The 26,708-nt window shown below is 65.2% G+C and carries 23 protein-coding genes; 15 read left to right on the forward strand and 8 right to left on the reverse strand.

What is annotated here, in order from left to right; all coding sequences use genetic code 11:
• The first annotated feature begins 303 nt into the window (after positions 1–303).
• The 3 genes from rpoB (at position 304) to I2456_RS05055 (ending at position 8,488) form a co-directional block, all read left to right on the forward strand.
• Positions 304–3,807 (forward strand): DNA-directed RNA polymerase subunit beta, encoded by a 3,504-nt coding sequence (rpoB, locus tag I2456_RS05045; RefSeq protein WP_116645553.1) that lies wholly within the window; start codon positions 304–306, stop codon positions 3,805–3,807.
• Between the two features lie 39 nt (positions 3,808–3,846).
• A complete protein-coding gene (locus tag I2456_RS05050; protein ID WP_068155957.1) occupies positions 3,847–7,797 on the forward strand; it encodes a DNA-directed RNA polymerase subunit beta' in 3,951 nt (1,316 codons plus the stop codon).
• Positions 7,798–7,957: 160 nt separating this feature from the next.
• Entirely contained in the window at positions 7,958–8,488 is a 531-nt protein-coding gene (locus I2456_RS05055) for a hypothetical protein (protein ID WP_082952387.1), read from the forward strand.
• Between the two features lie 38 nt (positions 8,489–8,526).
• Here I2456_RS05055 and I2456_RS05060 read toward each other — a convergent pair whose 3' ends face one another.
• From I2456_RS05060 to I2456_RS05085, 6 genes are all read right to left on the reverse strand, one after another.
• Positions 8,527–8,949, reverse strand: coding sequence for a hypothetical protein (locus I2456_RS05060; RefSeq protein ID WP_131811340.1), 423 nt, complete (start codon positions 8,947–8,949; stop codon positions 8,527–8,529).
• Positions 8,950–9,767: 818 nt separating this feature from the next.
• On the reverse strand, positions 9,768–10,586 hold the full coding sequence (gene istB / locus I2456_RS05065) for an IS21-like element ISMyma9 family helper ATPase IstB (RefSeq protein WP_085073773.1): 819 nt from the start codon (positions 10,584–10,586) through the stop codon (positions 9,768–9,770).
• Positions 10,586–11,803: an IS21 family transposase gene (istA, locus tag I2456_RS05070; protein ID WP_085073774.1), complete on the reverse strand. Its 1,218-nt coding sequence runs from the start codon at positions 11,801–11,803 to the stop codon at positions 10,586–10,588. Before istA ends, istB begins: the two co-directional genes overlap by 1 nt.
• A 28-nt stretch (positions 11,804–11,831) precedes the next feature.
• The gene (locus tag I2456_RS05075; protein ID WP_085073653.1) at positions 11,832–12,635 is read right to left on the reverse strand and encodes a hypothetical protein; all 804 of its coding nucleotides are present in this window, start codon (positions 12,633–12,635) and stop codon (positions 11,832–11,834) included.
• Between the two features lie 2 nt (positions 12,636–12,637).
• A complete protein-coding gene (locus I2456_RS05080; RefSeq protein WP_068033932.1) occupies positions 12,638–12,922 on the reverse strand; it encodes a hypothetical protein in 285 nt (94 codons plus the stop codon).
• 178 nt (positions 12,923–13,100) lie between these two features.
• Positions 13,101–13,421, reverse strand: a complete 321-nt coding sequence (locus I2456_RS05085; RefSeq protein WP_068033930.1) for a hypothetical protein — start codon at positions 13,419–13,421, stop codon at positions 13,101–13,103.
• A gap of 157 nt (positions 13,422–13,578) precedes the next feature.
• Here I2456_RS05085 and I2456_RS05090 point away from each other — a divergent pair, with 157 nt between their 5' ends.
• The 6 genes from I2456_RS05090 to I2456_RS05115 are packed head-to-tail and all read left to right on the forward strand — an operon-like array spanning position 13,579 to position 19,356.
• Positions 13,579–14,334: a deoxyribonuclease IV gene (locus I2456_RS05090; protein WP_085073654.1), complete on the forward strand. Its 756-nt coding sequence runs from the start codon at positions 13,579–13,581 to the stop codon at positions 14,332–14,334.
• Positions 14,335–14,387: 53 nt separating this feature from the next.
• Entirely contained in the window at positions 14,388–15,233 is an 846-nt protein-coding gene (locus I2456_RS05095) for a CE1 family esterase (RefSeq protein ID WP_085073655.1), read from the forward strand.
• A gap of 48 nt (positions 15,234–15,281) precedes the next feature.
• Positions 15,282–16,910, forward strand: a complete 1,629-nt coding sequence (locus I2456_RS05100) for an acyl-CoA dehydrogenase family protein (RefSeq protein ID WP_085073656.1) — start codon at positions 15,282–15,284, stop codon at positions 16,908–16,910.
• 10 nt (positions 16,911–16,920) lie between these two features.
• Positions 16,921–17,859, forward strand: a complete 939-nt coding sequence (locus I2456_RS05105; protein ID WP_085073657.1) for a crotonase/enoyl-CoA hydratase family protein — start codon at positions 16,921–16,923, stop codon at positions 17,857–17,859.
• Positions 17,860–17,863: 4 nt separating this feature from the next.
• Positions 17,864–18,586 carry a PaaX family transcriptional regulator C-terminal domain-containing protein gene (locus I2456_RS05110; RefSeq protein WP_085073658.1) on the forward strand — a complete coding sequence of 241 codons (723 nt, stop codon included), beginning with the start codon at positions 17,864–17,866 and terminating at the stop codon, positions 18,584–18,586.
• Entirely contained in the window at positions 18,583–19,356 is a 774-nt protein-coding gene (locus I2456_RS05115) for a crotonase/enoyl-CoA hydratase family protein (protein WP_085073659.1), read from the forward strand. Before I2456_RS05110 ends, I2456_RS05115 begins: the two co-directional genes overlap by 4 nt.
• A 3-nt stretch (positions 19,357–19,359) precedes the next feature.
• Here I2456_RS05115 and I2456_RS05120 read toward each other — a convergent pair whose 3' ends face one another.
• On the reverse strand, positions 19,360–19,857 hold the full coding sequence (locus I2456_RS05120) for a DUF3060 domain-containing protein (RefSeq protein WP_068033918.1): 498 nt from the start codon (positions 19,855–19,857) through the stop codon (positions 19,360–19,362).
• A gap of 49 nt (positions 19,858–19,906) precedes the next feature.
• Positions 19,907–20,284 (reverse strand): DUF3060 domain-containing protein, encoded by a 378-nt coding sequence (locus I2456_RS05125; protein WP_068033916.1) that lies wholly within the window; start codon positions 20,282–20,284, stop codon positions 19,907–19,909.
• 152 nt (positions 20,285–20,436) lie between these two features.
• Here I2456_RS05125 and I2456_RS05130 point away from each other — a divergent pair, with 152 nt between their 5' ends.
• The 6 genes from I2456_RS05130 (at position 20,437) to I2456_RS05155 (ending at position 26,661) form a co-directional block, all read left to right on the forward strand.
• On the forward strand, positions 20,437–21,084 hold the full coding sequence (locus I2456_RS05130) for a TetR/AcrR family transcriptional regulator (RefSeq protein ID WP_085073660.1): 648 nt from the start codon (positions 20,437–20,439) through the stop codon (positions 21,082–21,084).
• Positions 21,085–21,337: 253 nt separating this feature from the next.
• Positions 21,338–21,712: a 30S ribosomal protein S12 gene (gene rpsL, locus I2456_RS05135; RefSeq protein WP_007767794.1), complete on the forward strand. Its 375-nt coding sequence runs from the start codon at positions 21,338–21,340 to the stop codon at positions 21,710–21,712.
• A complete protein-coding gene (rpsG, locus tag I2456_RS05140) occupies positions 21,712–22,182 on the forward strand; it encodes a 30S ribosomal protein S7 (protein ID WP_068033913.1) in 471 nt (156 codons plus the stop codon). Before rpsL ends, rpsG begins: the two co-directional genes overlap by 1 nt.
• Positions 22,183–22,249: 67 nt before the next feature.
• On the forward strand, positions 22,250–24,355 hold the full coding sequence (gene fusA / locus I2456_RS05145; protein WP_068033910.1) for an elongation factor G: 2,106 nt from the start codon (positions 22,250–22,252) through the stop codon (positions 24,353–24,355).
• A 165-nt stretch (positions 24,356–24,520) separates the two neighbouring features.
• The gene (gene tuf, locus I2456_RS05150) at positions 24,521–25,711 is read left to right on the forward strand and encodes an elongation factor Tu (protein ID WP_068033909.1); all 1,191 of its coding nucleotides are present in this window, start codon (positions 24,521–24,523) and stop codon (positions 25,709–25,711) included.
• A gap of 146 nt (positions 25,712–25,857) precedes the next feature.
• Positions 25,858–26,661 carry an SHOCT domain-containing protein gene (locus tag I2456_RS05155; RefSeq protein WP_085073661.1) on the forward strand — a complete coding sequence of 268 codons (804 nt, stop codon included), beginning with the start codon at positions 25,858–25,860 and terminating at the stop codon, positions 26,659–26,661.
• Positions 26,662–26,708 lie beyond the last annotated feature (47 nt).

Below are 26,708 nucleotides of genomic sequence, written 5' to 3' on the forward strand. Positions count from 1 at the left end.
ATGTGTCACGGGAAACGCGCGATGCCAGCCAGCGCCGACGTTCCTGGACGCCCCGTGCTGGGTAGTTGAGGAATGCGCAGTCCTGCGCTATTGTTGGACGTTGCGCTGGCTGCTTCCTGCCCACCTCACCCGCCACTTGACACCGTGGTCTTAGTCTGAGCCCGTATTGGCTCAGCTATTTGGTTGTGTGCGTGAGACCCGGACAGATCGTTCGCCAGCCGAACCCAAGATAACTATCTGCGGCGAACAGGCCCGGCGGTCCCGGCTCCCCGTTAGTCGCACGAGGTGCTGGAAGGACGCATCTTGGCTGATTTCCGCCAAAGCAACGCAAACTCTCCTCAATCACAAAGTTCTTCAAACGGCTCCGTTCCAGGAGCGCCCAACCGGGTTTCCTTCGCCAAGCTCCGTGAACCACTCGAGGTTCCGGGGCTGCTTGACGTGCAGACCGACTCGTTCGAGTGGCTGATCGGCTCGCAGCGCTGGCGCGACATCGCCGCCGCGCGCGGTGACGTCAATCCCGTCGGCGGCCTCGAAGAGGTGCTCTATGAGCTCTCGCCGATCGAGGACTTCTCCGGATCGATGTCGCTGTCTTTCTCCGACCCCCGCTTCGACGAGGTCAAGGCGCCGGTCGACGAGTGCAAAGACAAGGACATGACCTACGCGGCGCCGCTGTTCGTCACCGCGGAGTTCATCAACAACAACACCGGTGAGATCAAGAGCCAGACGGTGTTCATGGGCGACTTCCCGATGATGACGGAGAAGGGCACGTTCATCATCAACGGCACCGAGCGCGTCGTCGTCTCGCAGCTGGTCCGTTCGCCCGGTGTGTACTTCGACGAGACCATCGACAAGTCCACCGAGAAGACGCTGCACAGCGTCAAGGTCATCCCCAGCCGCGGCGCGTGGCTGGAGTTCGACGTCGACAAGCGCGACACCGTGGGCGTGCGGATCGACCGCAAGCGTCGTCAGCCCGTCACCGTGCTGCTCAAGGCGCTGGGCTGGACCAACGAGCAGATCCACGAGCGGTTCGGCTTCTCCGAGATCATGATGTCGACGCTGGAGAAGGACAACACCGCCGGCACCGACGAGGCGCTGCTGGACATCTACCGCAAGCTGCGTCCGGGCGAACCGCCGACCAAGGAATCCGCGCAGACCCTGCTGGAGAACCTGTTCTTCAAGGAGAAGCGCTACGACCTGGCCCGCGTCGGCCGCTACAAGGTCAACAAGAAGCTGGGCCTGAACGCCGGCCAGCCGATCACGTCCTCGACGCTGACCGAGGAAGACGTCGTCGCCACCATCGAATACCTGGTGCGCCTGCACGAGGGCCAGACCACGATGACCGTCCCAGGCGGCGTCGAGGTGCCGGTGGAAACCGACGACATCGACCACTTCGGCAACCGTCGCCTGCGTACCGTTGGCGAGCTGATCCAGAACCAGATCCGGGTCGGCATGTCCCGTATGGAACGCGTCGTCCGGGAGCGGATGACCACCCAGGACGTCGAGGCGATCACCCCGCAGACCCTGATCAACATCCGCCCGGTCGTGGCGGCGATCAAGGAGTTCTTCGGCACCAGCCAGCTGTCGCAGTTCATGGACCAGAACAACCCGCTGTCGGGTCTGACCCACAAGCGCCGCCTGTCGGCGTTGGGTCCCGGCGGTCTGTCGCGTGAGCGCGCCGGCCTGGAAGTGCGTGACGTGCACCCGAGCCACTACGGCCGCATGTGCCCGATCGAGACGCCGGAAGGCCCGAACATCGGGTTGATCGGCTCGCTGTCGGTGTACGCGCGGGTCAACCCGTTCGGGTTCATCGAGACGCCGTACCGCAAGGTCGTCGACGGTGTGGTCACCGACGAGATCCACTACCTGACCGCCGACGAGGAGGACCGCCACGTGGTGGCGCAGGCCAACTCGCCGATCGACACCGACGGCCGGTTCGTCGAGGCGCGTGTCCTGGTCCGCCGGAAGGCGGGCGAGGTCGAGTACGTGCCCTCGTCCGAGGTGGACTATATGGACGTCTCACCGCGCCAGATGGTGTCGGTGGCCACGGCCATGATTCCGTTCCTCGAGCACGACGACGCCAACCGTGCCCTGATGGGCGCCAACATGCAGCGCCAGGCCGTTCCGCTGGTGCGCAGCGAGGCGCCGCTGGTGGGTACCGGCATGGAGTTGCGCGCCGCGATCGACGCTGGTGACGTCGTCGTCGCCGACAAGGCCGGGGTGATCGAGGAGGTCTCCGCCGACTACATCACCGTGATGGCCGACGACGGCACCCGGCACACCTACCGGATGCGCAAGTTCGCCCGGTCCAACCACGGGACCTGCGCCAACCAGTCGCCCATCGTGGACGCCGGTGACCGGGTCGAGGCCGGCCAGGTGATCGCCGACGGTCCGTGCACCCAAAACGGTGAGATGGCGCTGGGCAAGAACTTGCTGGTGGCGATCATGCCGTGGGAGGGCCACAACTACGAGGACGCGATCATCCTCTCCAACCGCCTGGTCGAAGAGGACGTGCTCACCTCGATTCACATCGAAGAGCACGAGATCGACGCTCGCGACACCAAGTTGGGCGCCGAGGAGATCACCCGGGACATCCCGAACGTCTCCGACGAGGTCCTGGCCGACCTCGACGAGCGCGGCATCGTGCGTATCGGTGCCGAGGTCCGCGACGGCGACATCCTGGTCGGCAAGGTCACCCCGAAGGGTGAGACCGAGCTGACCCCGGAAGAGCGGCTGCTGCGCGCGATCTTCGGTGAGAAGGCCCGCGAGGTCCGCGACACGTCGCTCAAGGTGCCACACGGCGAGTCCGGCAAGGTGATCGGCATCCGCGTGTTCTCCCGCGAGGACGACGACGAGCTGCCCGCCGGTGTCAACGAGCTGGTGCGCGTCTACGTGGCCCAGAAGCGCAAGATCTCCGACGGTGACAAGCTGGCCGGACGCCACGGCAACAAGGGCGTCATCGGCAAGATCCTGCCGGTGGAGGACATGCCGTTCCTGCCCGATGGCACCCCGGTGGACATCATCTTGAACACCCACGGTGTGCCGCGACGGATGAACATCGGTCAGATCCTGGAAACCCACCTCGGGTGGGTGGCCAAGTCCGGGTGGAAGATCGACGCCGACCAGCGTCCGGAGTGGGCGGCGAACCTGCGCGAGGACCTGCTGCACGCCGAGCCGAACGCCATCGTGGCGACACCGGTCTTCGACGGTGCCCAGGAGGCCGAGCTGCAGGGGCTGCTGTCCTACACGCTGCCCAACCGGGACAACGAGGTGATGGTCGACGGCGACGGCAAGGCCAAGCTGTTCGACGGGCGCAGTGGTGAGCCGTTCCCGTACCCGGTGACGGTTGGCTACATGTACATCATGAAGCTGCACCACTTGGTGGACGACAAGATCCACGCCCGGTCCACCGGTCCGTACTCGATGATCACTCAGCAGCCGCTGGGTGGTAAGGCGCAGTTCGGTGGCCAGCGGTTCGGTGAGATGGAGTGCTGGGCCATGCAGGCCTACGGCGCCGCGTACACACTGCAGGAGCTGTTGACCATCAAGTCCGACGACACCGTCGGGCGGGTCAAGGTGTACGAGGCGATCGTCAAGGGCGAGAACATTCCCGAACCGGGCATCCCCGAGTCGTTCAAGGTGCTGCTCAAGGAGCTGCAGTCGCTGTGCCTCAACGTCGAGGTGCTCTCGTCCGACGGTGCGGCCATCGAGCTGCGCGAGGGTGAGGACGAAGACCTCGAGCGGGCCGCCGCGAACCTGGGAATCAACTTGTCGCGCAATGAATCTGCGTCTGTAGAAGATCTCGCTTAGTTAATAAGTTTCTAGTCCCGCAAGGGGAAAGGGAGTTACGTGTTAGACGTCAACTTCTTCGATGAACTCCGTATCGGCCTGGCCACCGCGGAGGACATCCGGCAGTGGTCCTACGGCGAGGTCAAGAAGCCGGAGACCATCAACTACCGCACGCTCAAGCCGGAGAAGGACGGTTTGTTCTGCGAGAAGATCTTCGGACCGACTCGCGACTGGGAGTGCTACTGCGGCAAGTACAAGCGCGTGCGCTTCAAGGGCATCATCTGTGAGCGCTGCGGCGTCGAGGTGACCCGCGCCAAGGTGCGCCGGGAGCGGATGGGCCACATCGAGCTGGCCGCACCCGTCACGCACATCTGGTACTTCAAGGGTGTGCCGTCGCGGCTGGGCTACCTGTTGGACCTGGCCCCGAAGGATCTCGAGAAGATCATCTACTTCGCGGCTTACGTCATCACCTCGGTGGACGACGAGATGCGGCACAACGAGCTGTCCACTCTGGAAGCCGAAATGGTGGTGGAGCGCAAGGGTGTCGAGGACCAGCGCGACGCCGACCTGGAGGCCCGCGCCCAGAAGCTCGAGGCCGACCTGGCCGAGCTGGAAGCCGAAGGGGCCAAGGCCGACGCCCGTCGCAAGGTTCGTGACGGCGGCGAGCGCGAGATGCGCCAGATCCGCGACCGCGCCCAGCGTGAGCTGGACCGGCTCGAGGACATCTGGAGCACCTTCACCAAGCTGGCGCCCAAGCAGCTCATCGTCGACGAGAACCTCTACCGCGAGCTGCAGGACCGCTACGGCGAGTACTTCACCGGCGCCATGGGCGCGGAGTCGATTCAGAAGCTGATCGAGAACTTCGACATCGACGCCGAGGCCGAGTCGCTGCGTGAGGTCATCCGAAGTGGCAAGGGGCAGAAGAAGCTTCGCGCCCTCAAGCGGCTCAAGGTGGTCGCGGCGTTCCAGCAGTCGGGCAACTCGCCGATGGGCATGGTGCTCGACGCGGTGCCGGTCATCCCGCCGGAGCTGCGCCCGATGGTCCAGCTCGACGGTGGCCGTTTTGCCACCTCAGACCTCAACGACCTGTACCGCCGCGTCATCAACCGCAACAACCGGCTCAAGAGGCTGATCGACCTCGGTGCTCCCGAGATCATCGTCAACAACGAGAAGCGGATGCTGCAGGAGTCGGTGGACGCGCTGTTCGACAACGGCCGTCGCGGACGTCCGGTCACCGGGCCGGGTAACCGCCCGCTGAAGTCGCTGAGCGATCTGCTCAAGGGCAAGCAGGGCCGGTTCCGGCAGAACCTGCTCGGTAAGCGCGTGGACTACTCGGGCCGTTCGGTCATCGTGGTCGGCCCGCAGCTCAAGTTGCACCAGTGTGGTCTGCCCAAGTTGATGGCGCTGGAGCTGTTCAAGCCGTTCGTGATGAAGCGACTGGTCGACCTGAACCACGCGCAGAACATCAAGAGCGCCAAGCGCATGGTGGAACGCCAGCGTCCCCAGGTGTGGGATGTCCTCGAAGAGGTCATCTCCGAGCACCCGGTGCTGCTGAACCGCGCACCCACCCTGCACCGGCTGGGCATCCAGGCTTTCGAGCCGATGCTGGTGGAAGGCAAGGCAATTCAGCTGCACCCGTTGGTGTGTGAGGCATTCAACGCCGACTTCGACGGTGACCAGATGGCCGTGCACCTGCCGCTGTCGGCAGAGGCGCAGGCCGAGGCTCGCATCCTGATGCTGTCCTCCAACAACATCCTGTCGCCCGCCTCTGGCCGTCCGTTGGCCATGCCGCGTCTGGACATGGTGACCGGGTTGTACTTCCTGACCACCGAGGTGCCCGGCGACAAGGGCGAGTACCAGCCGGCCGGGCAGGACAGCCCCGAGGTCGGCGTGTACTCCTCGCCCGCCGAAGCGATCATGGCCTCGGACCGGGGTGTGTTGTCGGTGCGCGCCAAGATCAAGGTGCGGCTGACGCAGCTGCGTCCGCCCGCCGACATCGAGGCCGAGCTGTTCGGCGCGGGCGGCTGGCAGCCAGGCGATGCCTGGATGGCTGAGACGACGCTGGGCCGGGTGCTGTTCAACGAACTGCTGCCGCTGGCTTACCCGTTCGTGAACAAGCAGATGCACAAGAAGGTTCAGGCCGCCATCATCAACGACCTGGCCGAGCGTTACCCGATGATCGTGGTGGCGCAGACCGTCGACAAGCTCAAGGACGCCGGTTTCTACTGGGCGACCCGCAGCGGTGTGACGGTCTCCATGGCCGACGTGCTGGTGCCGCCGCGCAAGAAGGAGATCCTCGACCACTACGAGGAGCGTGCGGAGAAGGTCGAAAAGCAGTTCCAGCGCGGTGCGTTGAACCACGACGAGCGCAACGAAGCGCTGGTGGAGATCTGGAAGGAAGCCACCGACGAGGTCGGTCAGGCGCTGCGGGAGCACTACCCCAGCGACAACCCGATCATCACGATCGTCGACTCCGGGGCCACGGGTAACTTCACCCAGACCCGGACACTGGCCGGCATGAAGGGTCTGGTGACCAACCCCAAGGGTGAGTTCATTCCGCGTCCGGTCAAGTCCTCCTTCCGTGAAGGCCTGACGGTGCTGGAGTACTTCATCAACACCCACGGCGCTCGAAAGGGCTTGGCGGACACCGCGTTGCGTACCGCCGACTCGGGTTACCTGACCCGTCGTCTGGTGGACGTGTCGCAGGACGTGATCGTGCGCGAGCACGACTGCCAGACCGAGCGCGGCATCATCGTCGAGCTGGCCGAGCGTGGGCCCGACGGCAGCCTGATCCGCGACCCGTACATCGAGACCTCGGCGTACGCCCGCACGTTGGGCATCGACGCGGTCGACGAGGCCGGCAACGTCGTCGTCGCACGCGGCGAGGACCTCGGTGACCCGGAGATCGACGCCCTGCTGGCGGCCGGCATCACGCAGGTCAAGGTCCGCTCGGTGTTGACCTGCACCACCGGCACCGGCGTGTGCGCCACCTGCTACGGGCGCTCCATGGCCACCGGCAAGCTGGTGGACATCGGCGAGGCCGTGGGCATCGTGGCCGCCCAGTCCATCGGTGAGCCGGGCACGCAGCTGACCATGCGTACCTTCCACCAGGGTGGTGTGGGTGAGGACATCACTGGCGGTCTGCCGCGTGTCCAGGAGCTGTTCGAGGCCCGCGTGCCGCGGGGCAAGGCGCCCATCGCCGACGTCACCGGCCGGGTCCGTCTCGAGGACGGCGAGCGCTTCTACAAGATCACCATCGTTCCCGACGACGGTGGCGAGGAAGTGGTCTACGACAAGCTGTCCAAGCGTCAGCGCCTGCGGGTGTTCAAGCACGAGGACGGCTCCGAGCGGGTGCTCTCCGACGGTGACCACGTCGAGGTGGGCCAGCAGCTGATGGAAGGCTCGGCTGACCCGCACGAGGTGCTGCGTGTGCAGGGCCCGCGCGAGGTGCAGATCCACTTGGTCCGCGAAGTCCAGGAGGTGTACCGGGCGCAGGGTGTGTCGATCCACGACAAGCACATCGAGGTGATCGTTCGCCAGATGCTGCGCCGCGTCACCATCATCGACTCGGGCGCGACGGAGTTCCTGCCCGGCTCGCTGATCGACCGTGCGGAGTTCGAGGCCGAGAACCGTCGCGTGGTGGCCGAGGGCGGCGAGCCCGCCGCCGGCCGTCCGGTGCTGATGGGTATCACGAAGGCGTCGCTGGCCACCGACTCGTGGCTGTCTGCGGCGTCGTTCCAGGAGACCACGCGAGTGCTGACCGATGCGGCAATCAACTGCCGCAGCGACAAGCTCAACGGTCTGAAGGAGAACGTGATTATCGGAAAGCTGATCCCAGCCGGTACCGGTATCAACCGGTACCGCAACATCCAGGTTCAGCCGACCGAAGAGGCACGCGCCGCGGCGTACACCATCCCGTCCTACGAGGACCAGTACTACAGCCCCGACTTCGGTCAGGCCACCGGTGCTGCGGTTCCGCTGGACGACTACGGATACAGCGATTACCGGTAGCCCCCGCTACTGATCGGCGCACGAGAAAAAGCCCCGGGTTTCCCCCGGGGCTTTTTCGTGTCTGAAGGCTTTCAGTGATGGCGTCGTCACTTGAGTCACATCTGTACCTGTCTACGCCAACTGGCTTGCGTCCCTGCGCTATCGCGCGTCTTCTTGAGGGATGGCGGTCAATGGTGGACTGAATGCGGTGCCTGTGGAAGAACTATTGGTCTACCAAGGCGAGGTCTTCATTAACTTCCGGACAAGCCGGCAATGGGTGGTGATGAAGTTATTCGCTTTGCCGGCAGAGAGCGACGACTACCAGATTCTGGACCTCTTGATTCGTCATCTGCGCTACCGGGACAGCTACGCCGCCCCAGAGTTCAAGGACGCGAAGACCATTCATGGACCGTATTGGTCGTACGCCATCGCCCCTGAATTGTTCTTTCCCGTCTCCGCCGTCGATGCCACAGCACTGATTCGTACGTGGGCCGAGTACGACGTGCCGTTAACTGATATTGATCGCGAGGCGATGGAGCGGGAGGTCTACCCACGCATTCATGCTGCAACCAGCCGCTACCAACTACCGGACCTGGTGGATACCGCCCAGCACGATTGGGGTTCGACGGTCGGATGCACCGGGTTTCACGAATTTGTATTGATTGACCGCCGCGCCGACAGGGTGGCGTTAGTGGTGGCCAGCGATGACTGACTGGCGCACTCCACGGCATCGGTAGTGGCCAGCGACGATTAGGCAGTTCGTTCCTTGTCGAAAACGGCTGCAACAAATCCGTCGTACACCGCACCGCTCAGCCAGGCGACGTCTCCGGCAAGCCGGGACCGACTTTCGCCGTCGACAAAGATGTTCTGCACGATGAGTCGGCTTTCGTGGGGTCGCTTGGATCCGACCACATAGGTGCTGTGCTGGACCCACACGTTTCGGCCACCGATGGTGGCTATGCCGCTACTGCGGACGGCCGCAACGCGTTCGACGCGAGGAACAGGTAACACCTTGAGGACGACGCCACCGGCGTGAAGATTCCGCAGTATGCCATCGGCGTGGTGATACACGTCGTAGAAGACCGGCCAGCCGGTGTAGCCGAAGACGTTCATCGTCTCGGCGGCCTCCCACCGGCCGTCACCTAATGAGCCATGGACCGTGAGCCGGGCCATGGGCGACTCCGCATTGTCAGGCAGGTCCTGCGGTTGCCAGCCGGGTGGAACGCCTAATCGCTGGATCCACTGCGGTAATGAACCTTCTTTTAGGGCGACAAGATCGTGAATCTCTTCGTCCTCGGTCAACACAGCCAGCAGTGTCGTTGGTTGCACAGCCTGCCAGCGGTCAAAGCTTGGGATCGCGATCACGGCACGGCCGCCTCGCCGCCCTGCCCTTCACCCGTGAGAATTGTCCACACGAGAACCCCTCCGACCAACACCCAACCGAACACCTGCTTGCCTCCTTCACTGAGATCATGACCGATTTCGGGCAGCCACGAGTGGCTACCAGGCGGTGGCGAAGTCGTATGGGGCACTGGCGGTGCCGGCGTATCGGGCTGATCCCAGCCGAAGACTGGCGGCGGCTGCGCAGGGCTGACGGTGAATCCGGGCGGCGAGGGGTCCCGCAACCACGGCGGAAGTTCGGATGGATGGGGAAGTGAGCTGGGCGGGATCGGAGTTGGTGCCGGATGGGGTGCAGCCGGGGCTTCAACAGGCAGCGGAGGGTGACCCAAAACGGGGGGGAGCGCTGGCGGGTCATCGATGAGCGGCAGCGGCAAGTGCACTTTGGGATTCTTGCGCGAGCCCGGCGTTGTTACCTCAATGGTGGGTCCACCCGACTTGCTGCCCGGTCGAAGATCGATTTCAGTTCCATCAGCGAGCTGCTTGCGGCGTGTAGCGCCGCGTGGCGCCAGGTCCTGAGCGCTTCGAGTGAGCCAGTCTGTCGGCTCCGGTTGAATTCTGAGCAGCCTGCTCCGGTTGAAAAGTGAGCAGGTTTACGGGGTTGAGTCTGCCTGACGATCGGCTTCCACGGAGGGTAGGGATTCGATCGCGGTGTGTTTGATGCGGTAGCTGGCGCCTTTGAGGGCGATGACGTCGGCGTGGTGCACGATCCGATCGATCATGGCTGAGGCGATGGTGGCTTCGCCGAAGACCTGTCCCCATCGGGAGAACGGCAGGTTGGAGGTCAGGATGATCGACGATTTCTCGTATCGGGTGGAGACCAGTTGGAAGAACAGGTTGGCCGCTTCGGTGTCGAAGGGGATGTAGCCGACCTCGTCGATGACGATGAGCCCGTAGCGGGAGATTTTGCGCAACTCGGCGTCGAGGCGGTTGGTGCGGTGCGCTTCGGCCAGGCGGGTGATCCAGCCGGTGGCCGGGGCGAACGCAACCCGGTGCCCGGTGTGGGCGGCCGCGATTGCCAGGGCCGTGGCCAGATGCGTTTTACCGGTGCCCGGCGGGCCGAGCAGCACGATGTTGCGGGCTTCGGCCAGCCAGCCGCCGGCTTCCAGGCGGGCGATCTGGGCGCGGTCGATGCCGGGTTGGGCGGTGAAGTCGAAGTCGGTGATCGTCTTGATCGCTGGGAATCCGGCATACCGGATGCGTTGACGGGCACCGGATTCAGCACGGGCATTGGACTCCACTGCCAAGACGGCGCCGAGGTAGTCCTCCAGCGACCAGTTCGCTTCACGGCCTTGTTCAGCTAGCCGGTGGTAGTGCGCGGCGATCCGCGGCGCCTTGAGCAGACGAGCTTGGTGGGCGATCAGCTTGTCGGCCTCACCCGGCGCCGAGGGGCTGCGTTTCGTGGTGGCCATCAGGCGACCTCCCCGGTCCCGAAGTGTGCGTCATAAGCACTCAGGTCGGCGATCTCGACATCTACCTGCAGGTGAGCTCCCTTGGCTGGCCGGGTCCGGAACTGCTCGCGCAGCACCGCCGCAGCCGCCAGATGCTGCGGATCGGTGACCAATCCGGCTGTGCCCCAGAGCCGTTCATGATCAGCGACCAGCCGGTCACCACAGCGGACGGTGATCCGATCCAGGCCGGCGGCCACCGTGATCATCCGCCCGATCACCTCCGGGTTCACCGAGTAGGCGTTGCCGCCGACGCCGACGTAGTAGTCGCGACCCAACCGCGTCGTGATCGTCGTCCCGACCGCCGGAGCCACCGGCGGAAGTATGGCCATCGCCGCCCGGTCCGCCGCCAAGGCCTCGGCAGGGACCAGCCGGGTGCTGGCGTGCACGCGGCGGTTGGCGATCGAGATCAACCAGTCCCACAATTGGGCGTTGAAATCGGCTGCGCAGGTGAACATCCTGCCCGGCAGAAACGACGTCTCAAGGTAACCGTTGACCCGCTCGACCAGACCCTTGGTCTCCGGATCATAGGGCCGGGCCTGAATCAAGCGGGTGCCCAGCACACCACAGAACCCGGCCACCCCCTCAGCCAAACGGCCGCGCCGACCGATACCGGCCTCGTTGTCCCACAACAGAGTCCGTGGCACACCACCGATGTTCCCGGCGATCAACTGCCACATCCCGGCCAACAGATCCCCGGTCACCCGTGACGGGATCATCATCGCGGCGATGAACCGCGAGTACGCAGCGACCATCACCAGCACCGGAAACGACCGCAATACCCCAGCGTGATCGGGAACCAGCTGGCCAGGAAACCACAGATCGCACTGCACCTGCTCACCGGGCAGATGCACCAGCCGATCGCACGGATCGACCGGGGTGTACTCCGGGCGGATCCGCGCAACGTTCTCGGCGAACCACGAGTGCCCGCCAGTCCAACCCACCCGCTGCGCGATCACCGTCGTCGGCATCGTCGGAAACTGCCCCAACAGCACCCGCACCGCCATCTCGACCTGGGCCCACCCCGACATCACCGCCGGCTTGCGTTCATAGCGCGGTGGCGCCTCCGAGCGCAGCGCCTTGGCCACGGTGTTCCGCGACAGACCCAGCCGCCGCGCGATCGCAGCCTGCGACAGCTTCTCCGACCGATACAGCCGGCGAATCTCCGCCCAATCCTCCACAGTGATCACTCTCCAATCAGAAGGGTGCTCACTTTTCGACCGGAACTACCTGCTCACTTTTCGACCGGAGCCGACACCAGTCCCAGAACCGTTGTATGTCCTGGGGGGTTTCCAATTGCCTATTGGGTTTATTTTCGCCTCGGGGCAATTGGCGCAACGCCTCCCGAACCTCTTCGAGACTCTTGGGCGGCGGCAACCTCTCCCATGGAGGATCAGCCCCCGGATCGGGCGGTGTCGGGTCTTGTTTCCAGTGCCGGTCGACCGCGTGCACCCCTGGTTTCCTCGGCGGCGTCCTCGAAGTCGGGCTCGCTGGAAAAGTGTCTCGAACCCCGGCCACCGTCGCGGTGATCCTGGCCGCAACTTGTTCGTCGAGGGCCACCAACTGCTCCGCCCGCTGGCGGATATCAGAGGCGAACGCCTCAGCTTGCGCCTGCCGTGCGGCGCGCTGCACAGCTGATCCACCCGAGAAGCGGTCGGCGACCGACATGTCTTCACGCACCACGAAACCCGCTGCGTGAGCGTCTTCGACCGCGTACCGCAACCGAGACCGAGCCGCATACAACTCCGAGGCTCCGCTGCGCGCGAACTTGGCCGCGGCGTACAACTGGTCGGCGACGGCGCTGGTCGCCAACATGTCGGCATGCGTCGCGGCGCGCAGGGCATCGGCCGCCTGGCCCTGCCAGTCGACCGACAGCGCGTCACGCCATACCTGGTTGGCCACCCCGAAGCTGCGCTCACCGATCGCCTGCCAGCGCTCGGCCGCATCAATCAGATGTTCGGTCTGCCATGCGATTAGCTGCGAGACGTCCGGAATTGTCGCGACCGCAACCACGACTACACGCCGATCACACGCGCCGAGGCGCCCGCCGCGTCGGCTTCAGTGGCGAGATATCCCGCGTCGGCTCCATCGACGTGGACGAAGTGCGTGTTCACCCGCGCGGCCAGGGCGGCGGTAGAGGCTGTGATGTCGACATGAGCGGCATTGACCGCGGCAGCGCTGGAATGACTTGTCCAACCCGCTAGGACGGCGGGTGCGGACCCGTTGGACTCCCCGGCGGCGGCCCACCGGCCGGCCATCGTCCGCACCTCAGCACCATCCGCCCGCAGTCGCTGCTGCATGGGACGGAAGTCTATTGAGATTGCCAGCGTGCGAAAGTCACCACGGTGGTCAATGTGCTCATCACGCCCGAAAGGCGATCTCCCGCCGCGATCGATGAGTCGTATCTTCGACAGGATCGGAGATCTTGTCCTGCTCGGTCAACGCAGCAAGTTCACTGACGCGCAGTCCGGGGCGTTGTCACTCAATCTCACGATTCTCTATCTGTTGTTCGCGTGCATATTGGATTAGCTCGCTGAGTAATGCGTTCAACTCTTGCTGCAACAGCTGGTCGTCCAGAACCGGCGTATTGCCAGGCAAATCGTCGGCGATGAGATCGACCAGGTGAGCAAATTGTGGCCCGCGAAGGTCGAGCATCGGGATATTGTTTTCGATGAGTTCGGTCAGCATCTCTCTGGCGGACGCGTCGGCTACGCGGTTGGCCAAGTACTGCAGGACGTAGAAGGTGGCCCAGGAACTTGCCGTCCAATTGTTCTTCAAAAAGAAGATATTGCCAGCCATCAGTAATTCCGATCTAGAACGGAAAATGTCTGTAGCCGAACCGACGCCACCGGCCGGCCATCGTCCGCACCTCAGCACCATCCACCCGCAGTCCCTGCTGCATGGGACGAAAGTCTATTGAGATTGCCAGGCGGCGAAAGTCACTAGACTGGCCGACGTGCTCATCGGTTCCCATGTTCACTCTGACGACCCCCTGGCCGCCGCCCAGGCCGACGGCGCCGACGTGGTGCAGTTCTTCCTCGGCAACCCGCAGAGCTGGAAGAAACCCAAGCCGCGCGACGACGCCGAGACGCTCAAGGCGTCCAGCATGCCGCTGTATGTGCACGCCCCGTACCTGATCAACGTCGCCTCGGCGAACAACCGCATCCGCATCCCGTCCCGCAAGATCCTGCAGGACACCTGCGATGCCGCTGCCGAGATCAACGCGACCGCGGTGATCGTGCACGGCGGCCACGCCGACGACGACGACATGGAGGCCGGCTTCGAGCGCTGGGTCAAGGCGTTGAAGTACTTGAAAACCGATGTGCAGGTGTACCTGGAGAACACCGCCGGGGGCGACCACGCAATGGCCCGCCACTTCGACACCATCGGCCGGCTGTGGGACCACATCGGGGACACCGGTATCGGGTTCTGCCTGGACACCTGCCACGCTTGGGCCGCCGGCGAGGCGCTGATCGATGCCGTCGATCGCATCAAAGCCCTCACCGGCCGCATCGATCTGGTGCACTGCAACGACTCTCGGGACGCGGCGGGCTCCGGCGCCGACCGCCATGCCAACTTCGGCGCCGGCAAGATCGACCCCGAGTTGTTGGTCGCCGTCGTCAAGGCCGCCGATGCACCCGTCATCTGCGAGACCTCCGACGAGGGCCGCAAGGACGACATCGCGTTCCTGCGAGAGAACACCGGCGACTGAACGCAGACGCCAAGGGCATGGTGCTCAGCCCGCTCGGCGCTTACGGTTAGCGGATGCGTCACCGCGCCGTCATCTTGCTCGGCGTTGTGCTGGTTCTCGCCGGTTGTGCGCACCGGGGAGCGCCACCTCCGGTCGGCTTCGGGCCAGGCACGAGCGTTCACACCATCACGGTCGGCGGGACAGCGCGCACCTATCGCCTCTACCAGCCCGAAGGTCTGCCCGCGACCGCGCCGCTGGTCGTCATGCTGCACGGCGGTTTCGGTAGCGCCAGGCAAGCCGAAAAGTCCTACGACTGGGACGATCTGGCCGATTCGGAGAAGTTCGTCGTCGCCTATCCCGACGGCCTCAACCGGGCATGGAACACCAACGGCGGCGGCTGTTGCGGACGGCCGGCCCGGGACGGCGTCGACGACACCGCCTTCATCAGCGCGGCCGTGGCTGACGTCGAGCAGAACACGCGCATCGACCGCAGCAGGATCTTCGCCACCGGCATGAGCAACGGCGCCATCATGGCCTACACCCTGGCGTGCAACACCGGCCTGTTCGCCGCCATCGGCCCGGTCTCGGGAACACAGCTGGATCCCTGCCGATCCCCGCATCCGACGTCGGTCATGCACATCCATGGCACCGGGGATCCGCTGGTGCCGTACTCCGGCGGGCCGGGTGCGGGGATCGCCCGTATCAACGGCCCTCCGGTGGAGCAACTGAACACGTTCTGGCGCAACGTCGATCACTGCACCGCGCCGTCGGCCACCACGAGCGGGTTCATCACCACGTTGAGCGCCGGATGCGCCGACCGGCGCAGCGTCGTCCTGGTCACCGTCGGCGACGGCGGGCACCAGTGGCCGTCGGTCGCTACCGAGATGCTCTGGCAGTTCTTCGCCCAGCACCCGCACTGAGGCGTTACACCTCTTGTGCGGTTGTAGGAAAAATGTAACATTGGTGCCATGTCGGACACCCATGTCGTCACCAACCAGGTTCCTCGTCTCGAGAACTACAACACCGCCGCGTCTCCGGTCCTCATCGAAGCGCTGATCCGCGAGGGCGGCCAATGGGGCCTGGACGAGGTGAATGAAGTTGGCACGCTGGCGGGTTCGGCGCGCGCGCAACGCTGGGGGGAGCTGGCCGACCGGCACCGGCCGGTGCTGCACACCCACGACGCCTGCGGCCACCGCGTCGACGAGGTCGAATACGACCCCGCCTACCACGAACTCATGCGCGCGGCGATCTCCCACGGATTGCACGCGGCGCCGTGGGCCGACGAGCGACCCGGTGCCCACGTGGTGCGCGCCGCCAAGATGTCGGTGTGGAACTGCGAACCCGGGCACACGTGTCCGGTGTCGATGACCTACGCCGTCGTCCCCGCGCTGCGTTACAACCCTGAGTTGGCCGCGGTCTACGAGCCGCTGCTGACCAGTCGCGAATACGACCCGGAACTCAAGCTGGCCACGACGAAACCCGGCATCACCGCCGGCATGTCGATGACCGAGAAGCAGGGCGGCTCCGACGTGCGCGCCGGCACCACCCAGGCGACCCGCAATGCCGACGGCACCTACAGCTTGACCGGCCACAAGTGGTTCACCTCGGCGCCGATGTGCGACATCTTCCTGGTGCTGGCCCAGGCGCCCAGCGGTCTGTCCTGCTTCCTGCTCCCGCGCGTGCTGCCCGACGGCACCCGCAACCGAATGTTCTTGCAGCGCCTCAAGGACAAGCTCGGCAACCACGCCAACGCCTCCAGCGAGGTGGAGTACGACGGTGCCACCGCATGGCTCGTCGGGGAAGAGGGCCGCGGCGTCCCCACCATCATCGAGATGGTCAACCTCACCCGGCTGGACTGCACCCTGGGCAGCGCGACCAGCATGCGCACCGGCCTGACCCGGGCCATCTACCACGCCCAGCACCGAAAAGCGTTCGGCGAGTACCTGATCGACCAACCGCTGATGCGCAACGTCTTGGCCGACCTGGCCGTCGAGGCCGAGGCCGCCACGATCGTCGCGATGCGGATGGCCGGCGCCACTGACGCGGCGGTGCGCGGCGACCAGACCGAAGCACTGCTGCGCCGCATCGGCTTGGCGGCCAGCAAGTACTGGATCTGCAAGCGCTCCACCCCGCACGCCGCCGAGGCGCTGGAATGCCTGGGCGGCAACGGCTACGTCGAAGACTCCGGGATGCCCCGGCTGTACCGGGAGGCCCCCCTGATGGGCATCTGGGAAGGGTCGGGCAATGTCAGCGCGCTGGACACGTTGCGCGCCATGGCAACTCGGCCCGAATCCGTCGAGGTGTTGTTCAAGGAGCTCACCGAGAGCGCCGGTCAAGACGCCCGGTTGGACGCGCACGTCGACCAGCTGCGCGATCAGCTGGCGGACTTCGACGCCATCCAGTACCGCGCTCGCAAGGTGGCCGAGGACATCTGCCTGGCGCTGCAAGGTTCGTTGCTGGTCCGACACGGGCATCCCGCGGTGGCCGAGGCGTTCCTGGCGACCCGGCTCGGTGGGCAGTGGGGTGGGGCGTTCGGCACCATGCCCACCGGACTGGACCTGGCGCCCATCTTGGAGCGAGCCCTGGTGAAGGGCTAAGGTTCGCCGGATGACCCACGCGATCAGGCCGGTCGATTTCGACAACCTCAAAACAATGACCTACGAGGTCACCGACCGCGTCGCGCGCATCACCTTCAACCGGCCGGAAAAGGGCAACGCGATTGTCGCCGACACTCCGCTGGAGCTCTCGGCCCTGGTCGAACGCGCCGACCTCGACCCAGAGGTGCACGTCATCTTGGTCTCCGGTCGCGGGGCAGGATTCTGCGCCGGCTTCGACCTGTCGGCCTACGCCGACGGAACCGGCTCGGCCGGCGGTACCGGTGCATATCAGAGCACCGTGCTCGACGGTAAAACCCAGGCGGTCAACCACTTACCGAATCAGCCGTGGGACCCGATGATCGACTATCAGATGATGAGCCGCTTCGTGCGGGGCTTCTCGTCGCTGATGCATGCCGACAAACCCACCGTGGTGAAGATCCACGGCTACTGCGTGGCGGGCGGCACCGACATCGCGTTGCACGCCGATCAAGTGATCGCGGCCGCCGACGCCAAGATCGGTTATCCGCCGACGCGCGTGTGGGGCGTGCCGGCCGCGGGCCTGTGGGCCCACCGGCTCGGCGACCAGCGCGCCAAGCGGTTGCTGTTCACCGGTGACTGCATCACCGGCGCGCAGGCTGCCGAGTGGGGGCTGGCAGTCGAGGCGCCGGACCCGCAAGACCTCGACGAGCGCACCGAGCGCCTGGTGGCGCGCATCGCCGCGGTGCCGGTCAACCAGCTGATCATGGTCAAGCTGGCACTGAATTCTGCTCTGCTGCAACAAGGTGTGGCCACCAGCAGGATGGTCAGCACGGTGTTCGACGGGGTGGCTCGGCACACTCCGGAAGGCCACGCGTTCGTCGCCGACGCGGTCGAACACGGCTTTCGCGACGCGGTCAGGCACCGCGACGAGCCGTTCGGCGACTACGGCCGCCGCGCGTCCCAGGTGTAGAACCATGCCCAACATGACGGCCCGGTCGGTGGTGCTCAGCGTGCTGCTCGGGGCTCATCCGGCATGCGCTAGCTCCAGCGAATTGATCGCTCTCACAGCGGATTTCGGCATCAAGGAGACCACTTTGCGAGTAGCGCTGACCCGCATGGTCAGCGCCGGTGACCTGATCCGCTCCGCCGACGGCTACCGGTTGTCAGATCGATTGCTGGCCCGGCAGCGTCGCCAGGACGAGGCGATGCGCCCGCCGACGCGCGCCTGGCACGGGCACTGGCACATGCTGGTCGTCACCAGCGTTGGCACCGACCCCCGCACCCGTGCGGCGCTGCGAACCACCCTGCAGCACAAACGCTTCGGCGAGCTCCGCGAAGGTGTGTGGATGCGTCCGGCCAACCTGGAGCTGAACTTGGCGCCCGACGTCACCGCCCGGGTCCGGGTGCTACAGGCGCGCGACGACGCGCCCGAGCAACTGGCCGCCCAGTTGTGGGATCTGCCCGAGTGGGCGAAGGTCGGCGACCGGCTGTTGGACGAAATGGTGGGCGCACCAGACATTCCCGCGCGATTCGTCGTCGCAGCGGCGATGGTCCGCCACCTGCTGACCGACCCGATGCTGCCCGCCGAACTGCTGCCGGAGAAGTGGCCGGGTGCCCGGTTGCGCGCGGCTTACCACGACTTCGCCACCGAACTGGCGCAACGACGCGACACAACCCAACTGCAGGAGGCGACATGAGCGAACTGGTGCGGGTGGAGCGCAGCGGTCCGGTCACCACGGTGATCATCAACCGGCCCCAGGCCCGCAACGCCGTCAACGGTCCGACCGCCGCGGCACTGTACGCAGCGTTTGCGGAATTCGACCGGGACGATAGCGCTGCGGTCGCCGTGTTGTGTGGCGAAGGCGGAAACTTCTGCGCCGGCGCGGATTTGAAGGCATTCGGCACACCGGAAGCCAACGCCGTGCACCGCACCGGCCCCGGGCCGATGGGTCCGTCGCGAATGATGCTGTCCAAGCCGGTGATTGCCGCGGTGAGCGGCTACGCGGTGGCCGGGGGCCTGGAACTGGCGTTGTGGTGCGACATGCGGGTCGCCGCTGAAGACGCGGTGTTCGGCGTCTTCTGCCGCCGCTGGGGTGTCCCGTTGATCGACGGCGGCACAGTGCGATTGCCGCGCCTGATCGGCCACAGTCGAGCGATGGACATGATCCTGACCGGACGTGGCGTCAAGGCCGACGAGGCGCTGTCCATCGGGTTGGCCAACCGGGTGGTGCCCACCGGGCAGGCGCGCCAAGCCGCCGAGGAACTGGCCGCGCAGTTGGCCGCACTGCCCCAGCAGTGCCTGCGCTCGGATCGCCTGTCCGCGCTGCACCAGTGGGGCCTGCCCGAATCCGCGGCGATGGACCTGGAATTCGCCAGCATCGCCCGGGTTTCCGGGGAAGCCTTGGAAGGCGCCGGCCGGTTCGCCGCGGGAGCCGGCCGACACGGTGCGCCGGCCCAGGGGGACTAGGGCTCAGCCCTTGTTGATGGTGTTACCGGTACCGAGGTTTTCTACCTTCGGGTCACCGTTTTTGTACGTGATGGTGTTGTTGAACCCGACCACGGTGATCCGCTGATCGACGTTGTCCACGGTGATCTTGTTGTTGGTGCCGCCGACCCGGACCGAGGCGCAGGTGCCGGTCACCGTCAGCGTGTTGTCCGAGCCCGCCACGTTGAGCGATTTGTTCTGGGCGCAGTCCAGCGTGGCGGTCGTGCCCATCGATCCGTAGTTGAGCGTGTCACCGACTTCGATGGAGGCGGTGGTGGTTTCGCTGCCCGACGTCGTCGACCCCGCGGTCCCGCTGGTCGTGGTCTTGGTGGCCGACGTCGACGCCGTGGTACTCGTCGAACTGCCCCCGGGCGGTGGTGCGGTGGAACTGCAGCCGGCGAGCCCGAACGCTACCGGCGCGACGGCCAGGGCCAGGGCGAGCGCCGCCAGGCGGGATGGGTCGACACTGAGGTGGGCTCGCATGGGTCCTCGATTCTCGGGCTCGGTATCGATGGTTGGGGAAACTACTGTCTCACGGCCCCACTCGTTGCAGGCGGTTCACCATGCCGAGTTCGCGGCCGCGGTCCCAGATCACCGGGTCGCCGTTGTGGAAGAACACCGTCTCGTCGTAGCCATAGGCGGTGATGTCGTTGACGATGGTGTCGGCGATGACCACGTTGGACGAGCCCATCACCGTTACCGCCCAACAAGACCCCTTGGCGGTGATGGTGTTCCTCGTGCCGTTGACCATCAAGGTGGCGTCATTGCAGTCGATGGTCTGCTCCACGCCCTGACCGGTGATGTGGGTGTCGCCGTTCTTGGCGTGTGCAGCCGGCGGCGGAGCGGCGAAGGCGGCAGCGATGGTGACCGCGCAGGTCGCCAGTGATCCGGCGGCGGTTGTTCGTTTCACTGCGGCCCCCCTTCGTTGGGCGGGTATTTGCTCGATTGAGATTACGTCGTTTTGCCAGTGGAAGGACAGACCCCGGTCCACGAGCGCCGGATCGGGAACATTGGGCTCGGTCAACTAGAGTCATTAGTTAACCCGACCGAAGGACGAGCGCCATGGCAGCCCAGCCGGAAACACCCACCACGGGTGCCCGCCCGCGCACGGGCAGGTCTGGCGCCAGGCCTGCCAAGCTCAGCCGGGACAGCATCGTCGAGGGTGCGCTGACGTTCCTGGATCGCGAGGGCTGGGACTCGTTGACGATCAACGCGCTGGCCACTCAGCTGGGGACCAAGGGTCCGTCGCTGTACAACCACGTGGACAGCCTGGAGGACCTGCGTCGCGCCGTGCGGATCCGGGTGATCGACGACATCATCACCATGCTCAACCGCGTCGGGGAGGGCCGCTCCCGCGATGACGCGGTGTTGGTCATGGCGGGTGCCTATCGCAGTTACGCCCACCACCATCCGGGCCGCTATTCGGCGTTCACCCGGATGCCGTTGGGCGGTGACGATCCCGAGTACACCGCGGCCACCCGCGGCGCGGCCGGGCCGGTGATCTCGGTGCTGTCGTCCTATGGATTGAATGGAGACGACGCCTTCTATGCGGCCCTGGAGTTCTGGTCGGCGTTGCACGGGTTCGTGTTGCTGGAGATGACCGGGGTCATGGACGATATCGACACCGACGCGGTGTTCACCGACATGGTGCTGCGACTGGCGGCGGGCATGGATCGGCGCACCGCCTCGGGCGGTGGCCGGCCCGGCTGAGACGCCGACGCACCGCTTTGACCTGCCAGACCGCCGACAGGTATTGTGGTAGCTCGTGCCTGGCGGCTTACGGCGCCTGACCGTAAGGAAGTGGATGCCGGGCGAATTCGCATGTCCACGACGCATCGGATGGCCCCGGTGTTCGGCGCGTGCGACACACCCGGACGCGGGGTAACGCGACTGGGAGAACCTCGCAGTACCCGACAGACTCGAAGACAACGTCGAAAGACAGCACAAGACAGAAAGCCGGTAGATGCCAACCATTCAGCAGCTGGTCCGCAAGGGTCGCCGCGACAAGGTCGCCAAGGTCAAGACCGCGGCTCTCAAGGGCAGCCCGCAGCGCCGTGGCGTATGCACCCGCGTGTACACCACCACTCCGAAGAAGCCGAACTCGGCGCTTCGGAAGGTCGCACGTGTGAAGCTGACCAGCCAGGTTGAGGTCACCGCATACATCCCGGGCGAGGGCCACAACCTGCAGGAGCACTCCATGGTGCTGGTGCGTGGCGGTCGTGTGAAGGACCTGCCCGGTGTGCGCTACAAGATCATCCGCGGCTCGCTCGACACCCAGGGCGTGAAGAACCGCAAGCAGGCTCGTAGCCGTTACGGCGCCAAGAAGGAGAAGAGCTAATGCCGCGCAAGGGGCCCGCGCCCAAGCGTCCGTTGGTCAACGACCCGGTCTACGGGTCGCAGCTGGTCACCCAGCTGGTGAACAAAGTTCTGCTGCAGGGGAAGAAATCGCTGGCTGAACGCATTGTTTATGGTGCGCTCGAGCAGGCCCGCGACAAGACCGGCACCGATCCCGTCATCACCCTCAAGCGCGCTCTCGACAACGTCAAGCCGGCCCTCGAGGTTCGTAGCCGCCGCGTCGGCGGTGCGACCTACCAGGTCCCTGTCGAGGTGCGCCCAGACCGGTCGACCACGCTGGCGCTGCGCTGGCTGGTCAGCTTCTCGCGGCAACGCCGGGAGAAGACGATGGTCGAGCGCCTGGCCAACGAGATCCTGGATGCCAGCAACGGCCTCGGGGCCTCCGTCAAGCGACGCGAGGACACTCACAAGATGGCCGAGGCCAACCGCGCCTTCGCGCACTATCGCTGGTAATTGCACCCGGCGGTAGGCGCCGGGCGAAAGCGAATTAACTAAGCAACGAAAGAGTGGGAAGACTTCTGTGGCACAGAAGGACGTGCTGACCGACCTCACGAAGGTCCGCAACATCGGCATCATGGCGCATATCGACGCCGGCAAGACGACGACAACCGAACGCATCCTGTACTACACCGGCATCAGCTACAAGATCGGTGAGGTCCACGACGGCGCAGCCACCATGGACTGGATGGAGCAGGAGCAGGAACGCGGCATCACCATCACCTCCGCGGCCACCACGACATTCTGGAAGAACAACCAGATCAACATCATCGACACGCCGGGCCACGTCGACTTCACGGTCGAGGTGGAGCGTTCCTTGCGTGTTCTCGACGGCGCCGTCGCGGTGTTCGACGGCAAGGAAGGTGTCGAACCGCAGTCCGAGCAGGTATGGCGGCAGGCCGACAAGTACGACGTCCCGCGCATCTGCTTCGTCAACAAGATGGACAAGATCGGCGCCGACTTCTACTTCTCCGTGCGGACCATGGAGGAGCGACTGGGCGCCAACGTCATTCCGATCCAGCTGCCGGTCGGCTCCGAGGGTGACTTCGAAGGCGTCGTGGACCTGGTCGAGATGAACGCCAAGGTGTGGAGCGCCGAGGCCAAGCTCGGCGAGAAGTACGACGTTGTCGACATCCCCGCAGACCTGCAGGAGAAGGCCGAGGAATACCGCACCAAGCTGCTTGAGGCCGTCGCGGAAACCGACGAGGAGCTGCTGGACAAGTACCTCGGCGGGGAGGAGCTGACCGTCGCGGAGATCAAGGCTGCGATCCGCAAGCTGACCATCACCTCCGAGGCCTACCCGGTGCTGTGCGGCAGCGCCTTCAAGAACAAGGGCGTGCAGCCGATGCTGGACGCCGTCATCGACTACCTGCCCTCGCCGCTGGACGTGCCGCCGGCCGTCGGCCACGTGCCCGGCAAGGAGGACCAGGAGGTCACGCGCAAGCCGTCGACCGACGAGCCGTTCTCCGCGCTGGCGTTCAAGGTCGCGACGCACCCGTTCTTCGGCAAGCTCACCTACGTCCGGGTGTACTCGGGCAAGGTCGACTCCGGCAGCCAGGTTATCAACGCCACCAAGGGCAAGAAGGAGCGTCTGGGCAAGCTCTTCCAGATGCACTCCAACAAGGAGAACCCGGTCGAGACGGCCAGCGCCGGCCACATCTACGCGGTGATCGGGCTCAAGGACACCACCACCGGTGACACCTTGAGCGACCCGAACCAGCAGATCGTGCTCGAGTCGATGACCTTCCCCGACCCGGTGATCGAGGTGGCCATCGAGCCCAAGACCAAGAGCGACCAGGAAAAGCTGAGTCTGTCGATCCAGAAGCTGGCCGAAGAGGACCCCACCTTCAAGGTGCACCTGGACCAGGAGACCGGCCAGACCGTGATCGGCGGCATGGGCGAACTCCACCTGGACATCCTGGTGGACCGCATGCGCCGCGAGTTCAAGGTCGAGGCCAACGTCGGCAAGCCGCAGGTGGCGTACAAGGAGACCATCAAGCGGGCCGCCCAGAACGTGGAGTTCACTCACAAGAAGCAGACGGGTGGCTCGGGTCAGTTCGCCAAGGTGATCATCAACCTCGAGCCCTTCACCGGCGAAGACGGTGCGACCTACGAGTTCGAGAACAAGGTCACCGGTGGGCGCATCCCGCGCGAGTACATCCCGTCGGTGGACGCCGGCGCCCAAGACGCCATGCAGTACGGCGTGCTGGCCGGCTACCCGCTGGTGAACCTGAAGGTCACCCTGCTCGACGGTGCCTACCACGAGGTGGACTCCTCGGAGATGGCGTTCAAGATCGCCGGTTCGCAGGTGCTGAAAAAGGCTGCCGCGCAAGCGCAGCCGGTCATCCTGGAACCGATCATGGCCGTCGAGGTCACCACGCCCGAGGACTACATGGGTGACGTGATCGGCGACCTGAACTCACGCCGTGGCCAGATCCAGGCCATGGAGGAGAGGGCTGGTGCGCGCGTCGTTCGGGCGCACGTGCCGCTGTCGGAGATGTTCGGCTACGTCGGCGACCTGCGGTCGAAGACTCAGGGCCGGGCGAACTACTCCATGGTGTTCGACTCGTACGCCGAAGTGCCGGCGAACGTCTCGAAGGAAATCATCGCGAAGGCGACGGGCGAGTGAGTGTCAACTCACGAGTGAGGAGCCGAGCAATGTCTTCAGCGAAGGCGACGGGCGAGTAGGCCCGGCGAGCCTACGAGTAAGCTGACGCGGTTAGCACCGCGGCAAAAAATTCAAGAAAAATCAACACTGCTTTTTTAAGCACCAACAGTCCAGGAGGACAACAAAGTGGCGAAGGCGAAGTTCCAGCGGACCAAGCCCCACGTCAACATCGGGACCATCGGTCACGTTGACCACGGCAAGACCACTCTCACCGCGGCTATCACCAAAGTGCTGCACGACAAGTACCCCGACTTGAACGAGTCGAAGGCGTTCGACCAGATCGACAACGCCCCTGAGGAGCGTCAGCGCGGTATCACCATCAACATCGCGCACGTCGAGTACCAGACCGAGAAGCGTCACTACGCGCACGTCGACGCCCCCGGCCACGCCGACTACATCAAGAACATGATCACCGGTGCCGCCCAGATGGACGGCGCGATCCTGGTGGTCGCCGCGACCGACGGCCCGATGCCGCAGACCCGCGAGCACGTGCTGCTCGCGCGCCAGGTGGGTGTGCCCTACATCCTCGTGGCGTTGAACAAGTCCGACGCGGTTGACGACGAGGAGCTGCTCGAGCTCGTCGAACTGGAGGTCCGCGAGCTGCTGGCCGCCCAGGAGTTCGACGAGGAGGCCCCGGTGGTGCGGGTCTCGGCGCTCAAGGCGCTCGAGGGCGACGCGAAGTGGGTCGAGTCGGTCGAGCAGCTGATGGACGCGGTCGACGAGTCGATCCCGGACCCGGTTCGTGACACCGACAAGCCGTTCCTGATGCCCGTCGAGGACGTCTTCACCATCACCGGTCGTGGCACCGTCGTCACGGGTCGTGTTGAGCGCGGCGTGATCAATGTGAACGAGGAAGTCGAGATCGTCGGCATCAAGCCGACCAGCACCAAGACCACGGTCACCGGTGTCGAGATGTTCCGCAAGCTGCTCGACCAGGGTCAGGCCGGTGACAACGTCGGTCTGCTGCTGCGCGGTATCAAGCGTGAGGACGTCGAGCGCGGTCAGGTTGTGACCAAGCCCGGCACCACCACGCCGCACACCGAGTTCGAGGGTCAGGTCTACATCTTGAGCAAGGACGAGGGCGGCCGGCACACGCCGTTCTTCAACAACTACCGTCCGCAGTTCTACTTCCGCACCACCGACGTGACCGGTGTGGTGACGCTGCCGGAGGGCACCGAAATGGTGATGCCCGGCGACAACACCAACATCTCGGTGAAGCTGATCCAGCCCGTCGCCATGGACGAGGGTCTGCGCTTCGCGATCCGCGAGGGTGGCCGCACCGTCGGCGCCGGCCGGGTCACCAAGATCATCAAGTAGGACTCGCCGAACTCAGCATTACCCCGAGCCCGGATTGCCAGCACGGCAATCCGGGCTCGGTGTTTTTCCCCTTGCAACCTGTGATCGGTAGCGCCAGTGTGAGCGTTAATCTGGCACGACCGAACCGGATAAGCGAGGAGCAGCAAATGTTGGCGCGCTACATCAAGATGCAGTTGTTGGTGCTGTTGTGCGGCGGACTGGTAGGTCCGATCTTCCTGGTCGTCTACTTCGCCCTCGGAATGGGCGACCTGATGTCGTGGATGTTCTACACCGGTCTGGCGATCACCGTGATCGACGTGCTGGTCGCGCTGGCCTTGACCAATTACGGCCTGAAGACGAGCGCAAAGACCGAGGCACTGGAACGCAGCGGTGTGCTGGCGCTGGCGCAGATCACCGGGTTGACCGAAACCGGCACGCGGATCAACGACCAGCCGCTGGTCAAGGTGCACCTGCACATCTCCGGGCCGGGCATCGCCCCCTTCGACACCGAGGACCGGGTGATCGCCAGCGTGACCCGGCTGGGCAATCTGACGGCGCGCAAGGTGGTCGTCCTGGTCGACCCTGCCACCCAGCAGTACTTGATCGACTGGGAGCGCAGCGCGCTGGTCAACGGACTGGTCCCGGCGCAGTTCACCGTCGCCGAAGACAACCGGACCTATGACTTGAGCGGCCAGGCCGAACCGTTGATGGAGATTCTGCAGATCCTCAAGGCCAACAACATTCCGTTGAACCGAATGGTCGACATCCGTAGCAACCCGGCACTGCGGGAGCAGATCCAGGCGGTGGTGCGCCGCGCCGCCCAGCAGCCGGCGGGAACCGCCGGTGCTCCCTCGGGCCCGCAGCCCTCGATCGCCGAGCGGCTACAGGAATTGGAGTCGCTGCGCGCCAGCGGCGTGCTCAACGACGAGGAATACGCCAGCAGGCGGGCGCAGATCATCTCCGAGATCTGATCTCGTGCGCACCAGCGCAAATCCGAGTTAGAACACGTTCCAGTTCC

Origin of the sequence: Mycobacterium kubicae (assembly GCF_015689175.1) — a bacterium.
Lineage (GTDB): Bacteria > Actinomycetota > Actinomycetes > Mycobacteriales > Mycobacteriaceae > Mycobacterium > Mycobacterium kubicae.

Excerpts from the sequence above, each read along its gene's own strand:
- rpsG (WP_068033913.1), top strand. The coding sequence starts at position 21,712 with ATGCCGCGCAAGGGGCCCGCGCCCAAGCGTCCGTTGGTCAACGACCCG.
- I2456_RS05100 (WP_085073656.1), top strand. The coding sequence starts at position 15,282 with ATGTCGGACACCCATGTCGTCACCAACCAGGTTCCTCGTCTCGAGAAC.
- I2456_RS05060 (WP_131811340.1), bottom strand. The coding sequence starts at position 8,949 with ATGGCCCGGCTCACGGTCCATGGCTCATTAGGTGACGGCCGGTGGGAG.
- istB (WP_085073773.1), bottom strand. The coding sequence starts at position 10,586 with ATGGCCACCACGAAACGCAGCCCCTCGGCGCCGGGTGAGGCCGACAAG.
- I2456_RS05080 (WP_068033932.1), bottom strand. The coding sequence starts at position 12,922 with ATGCAGCAGCGACTGCGGGCGGATGGTGCTGAGGTGCGGACGATGGCC.
- I2456_RS05110 (WP_085073658.1), top strand. The coding sequence starts at position 17,864 with ATGCCCAACATGACGGCCCGGTCGGTGGTGCTCAGCGTGCTGCTCGGG.
- rpsL (WP_007767794.1), top strand. The coding sequence starts at position 21,338 with ATGCCAACCATTCAGCAGCTGGTCCGCAAGGGTCGCCGCGACAAGGTC.
- I2456_RS05120 (WP_068033918.1), bottom strand. The coding sequence starts at position 19,857 with ATGCGAGCCCACCTCAGTGTCGACCCATCCCGCCTGGCGGCGCTCGCC.
- I2456_RS05105 (WP_085073657.1), top strand. The coding sequence starts at position 16,921 with ATGACCCACGCGATCAGGCCGGTCGATTTCGACAACCTCAAAACAATG.
- I2456_RS05095 (WP_085073655.1), top strand. The coding sequence starts at position 14,388 with ATGCGTCACCGCGCCGTCATCTTGCTCGGCGTTGTGCTGGTTCTCGCC.
- I2456_RS05085 (WP_068033930.1), bottom strand. The coding sequence starts at position 13,421 with ATGGCTGGCAATATCTTCTTTTTGAAGAACAATTGGACGGCAAGTTCC.
- I2456_RS05055 (WP_082952387.1), top strand. The coding sequence starts at position 7,958 with ATGGCGGTCAATGGTGGACTGAATGCGGTGCCTGTGGAAGAACTATTG.
- I2456_RS05115 (WP_085073659.1), top strand. The coding sequence starts at position 18,583 with ATGAGCGAACTGGTGCGGGTGGAGCGCAGCGGTCCGGTCACCACGGTG.
- I2456_RS05130 (WP_085073660.1), top strand. The coding sequence starts at position 20,437 with ATGGCAGCCCAGCCGGAAACACCCACCACGGGTGCCCGCCCGCGCACG.
- I2456_RS05155 (WP_085073661.1), top strand. The coding sequence starts at position 25,858 with ATGTTGGCGCGCTACATCAAGATGCAGTTGTTGGTGCTGTTGTGCGGC.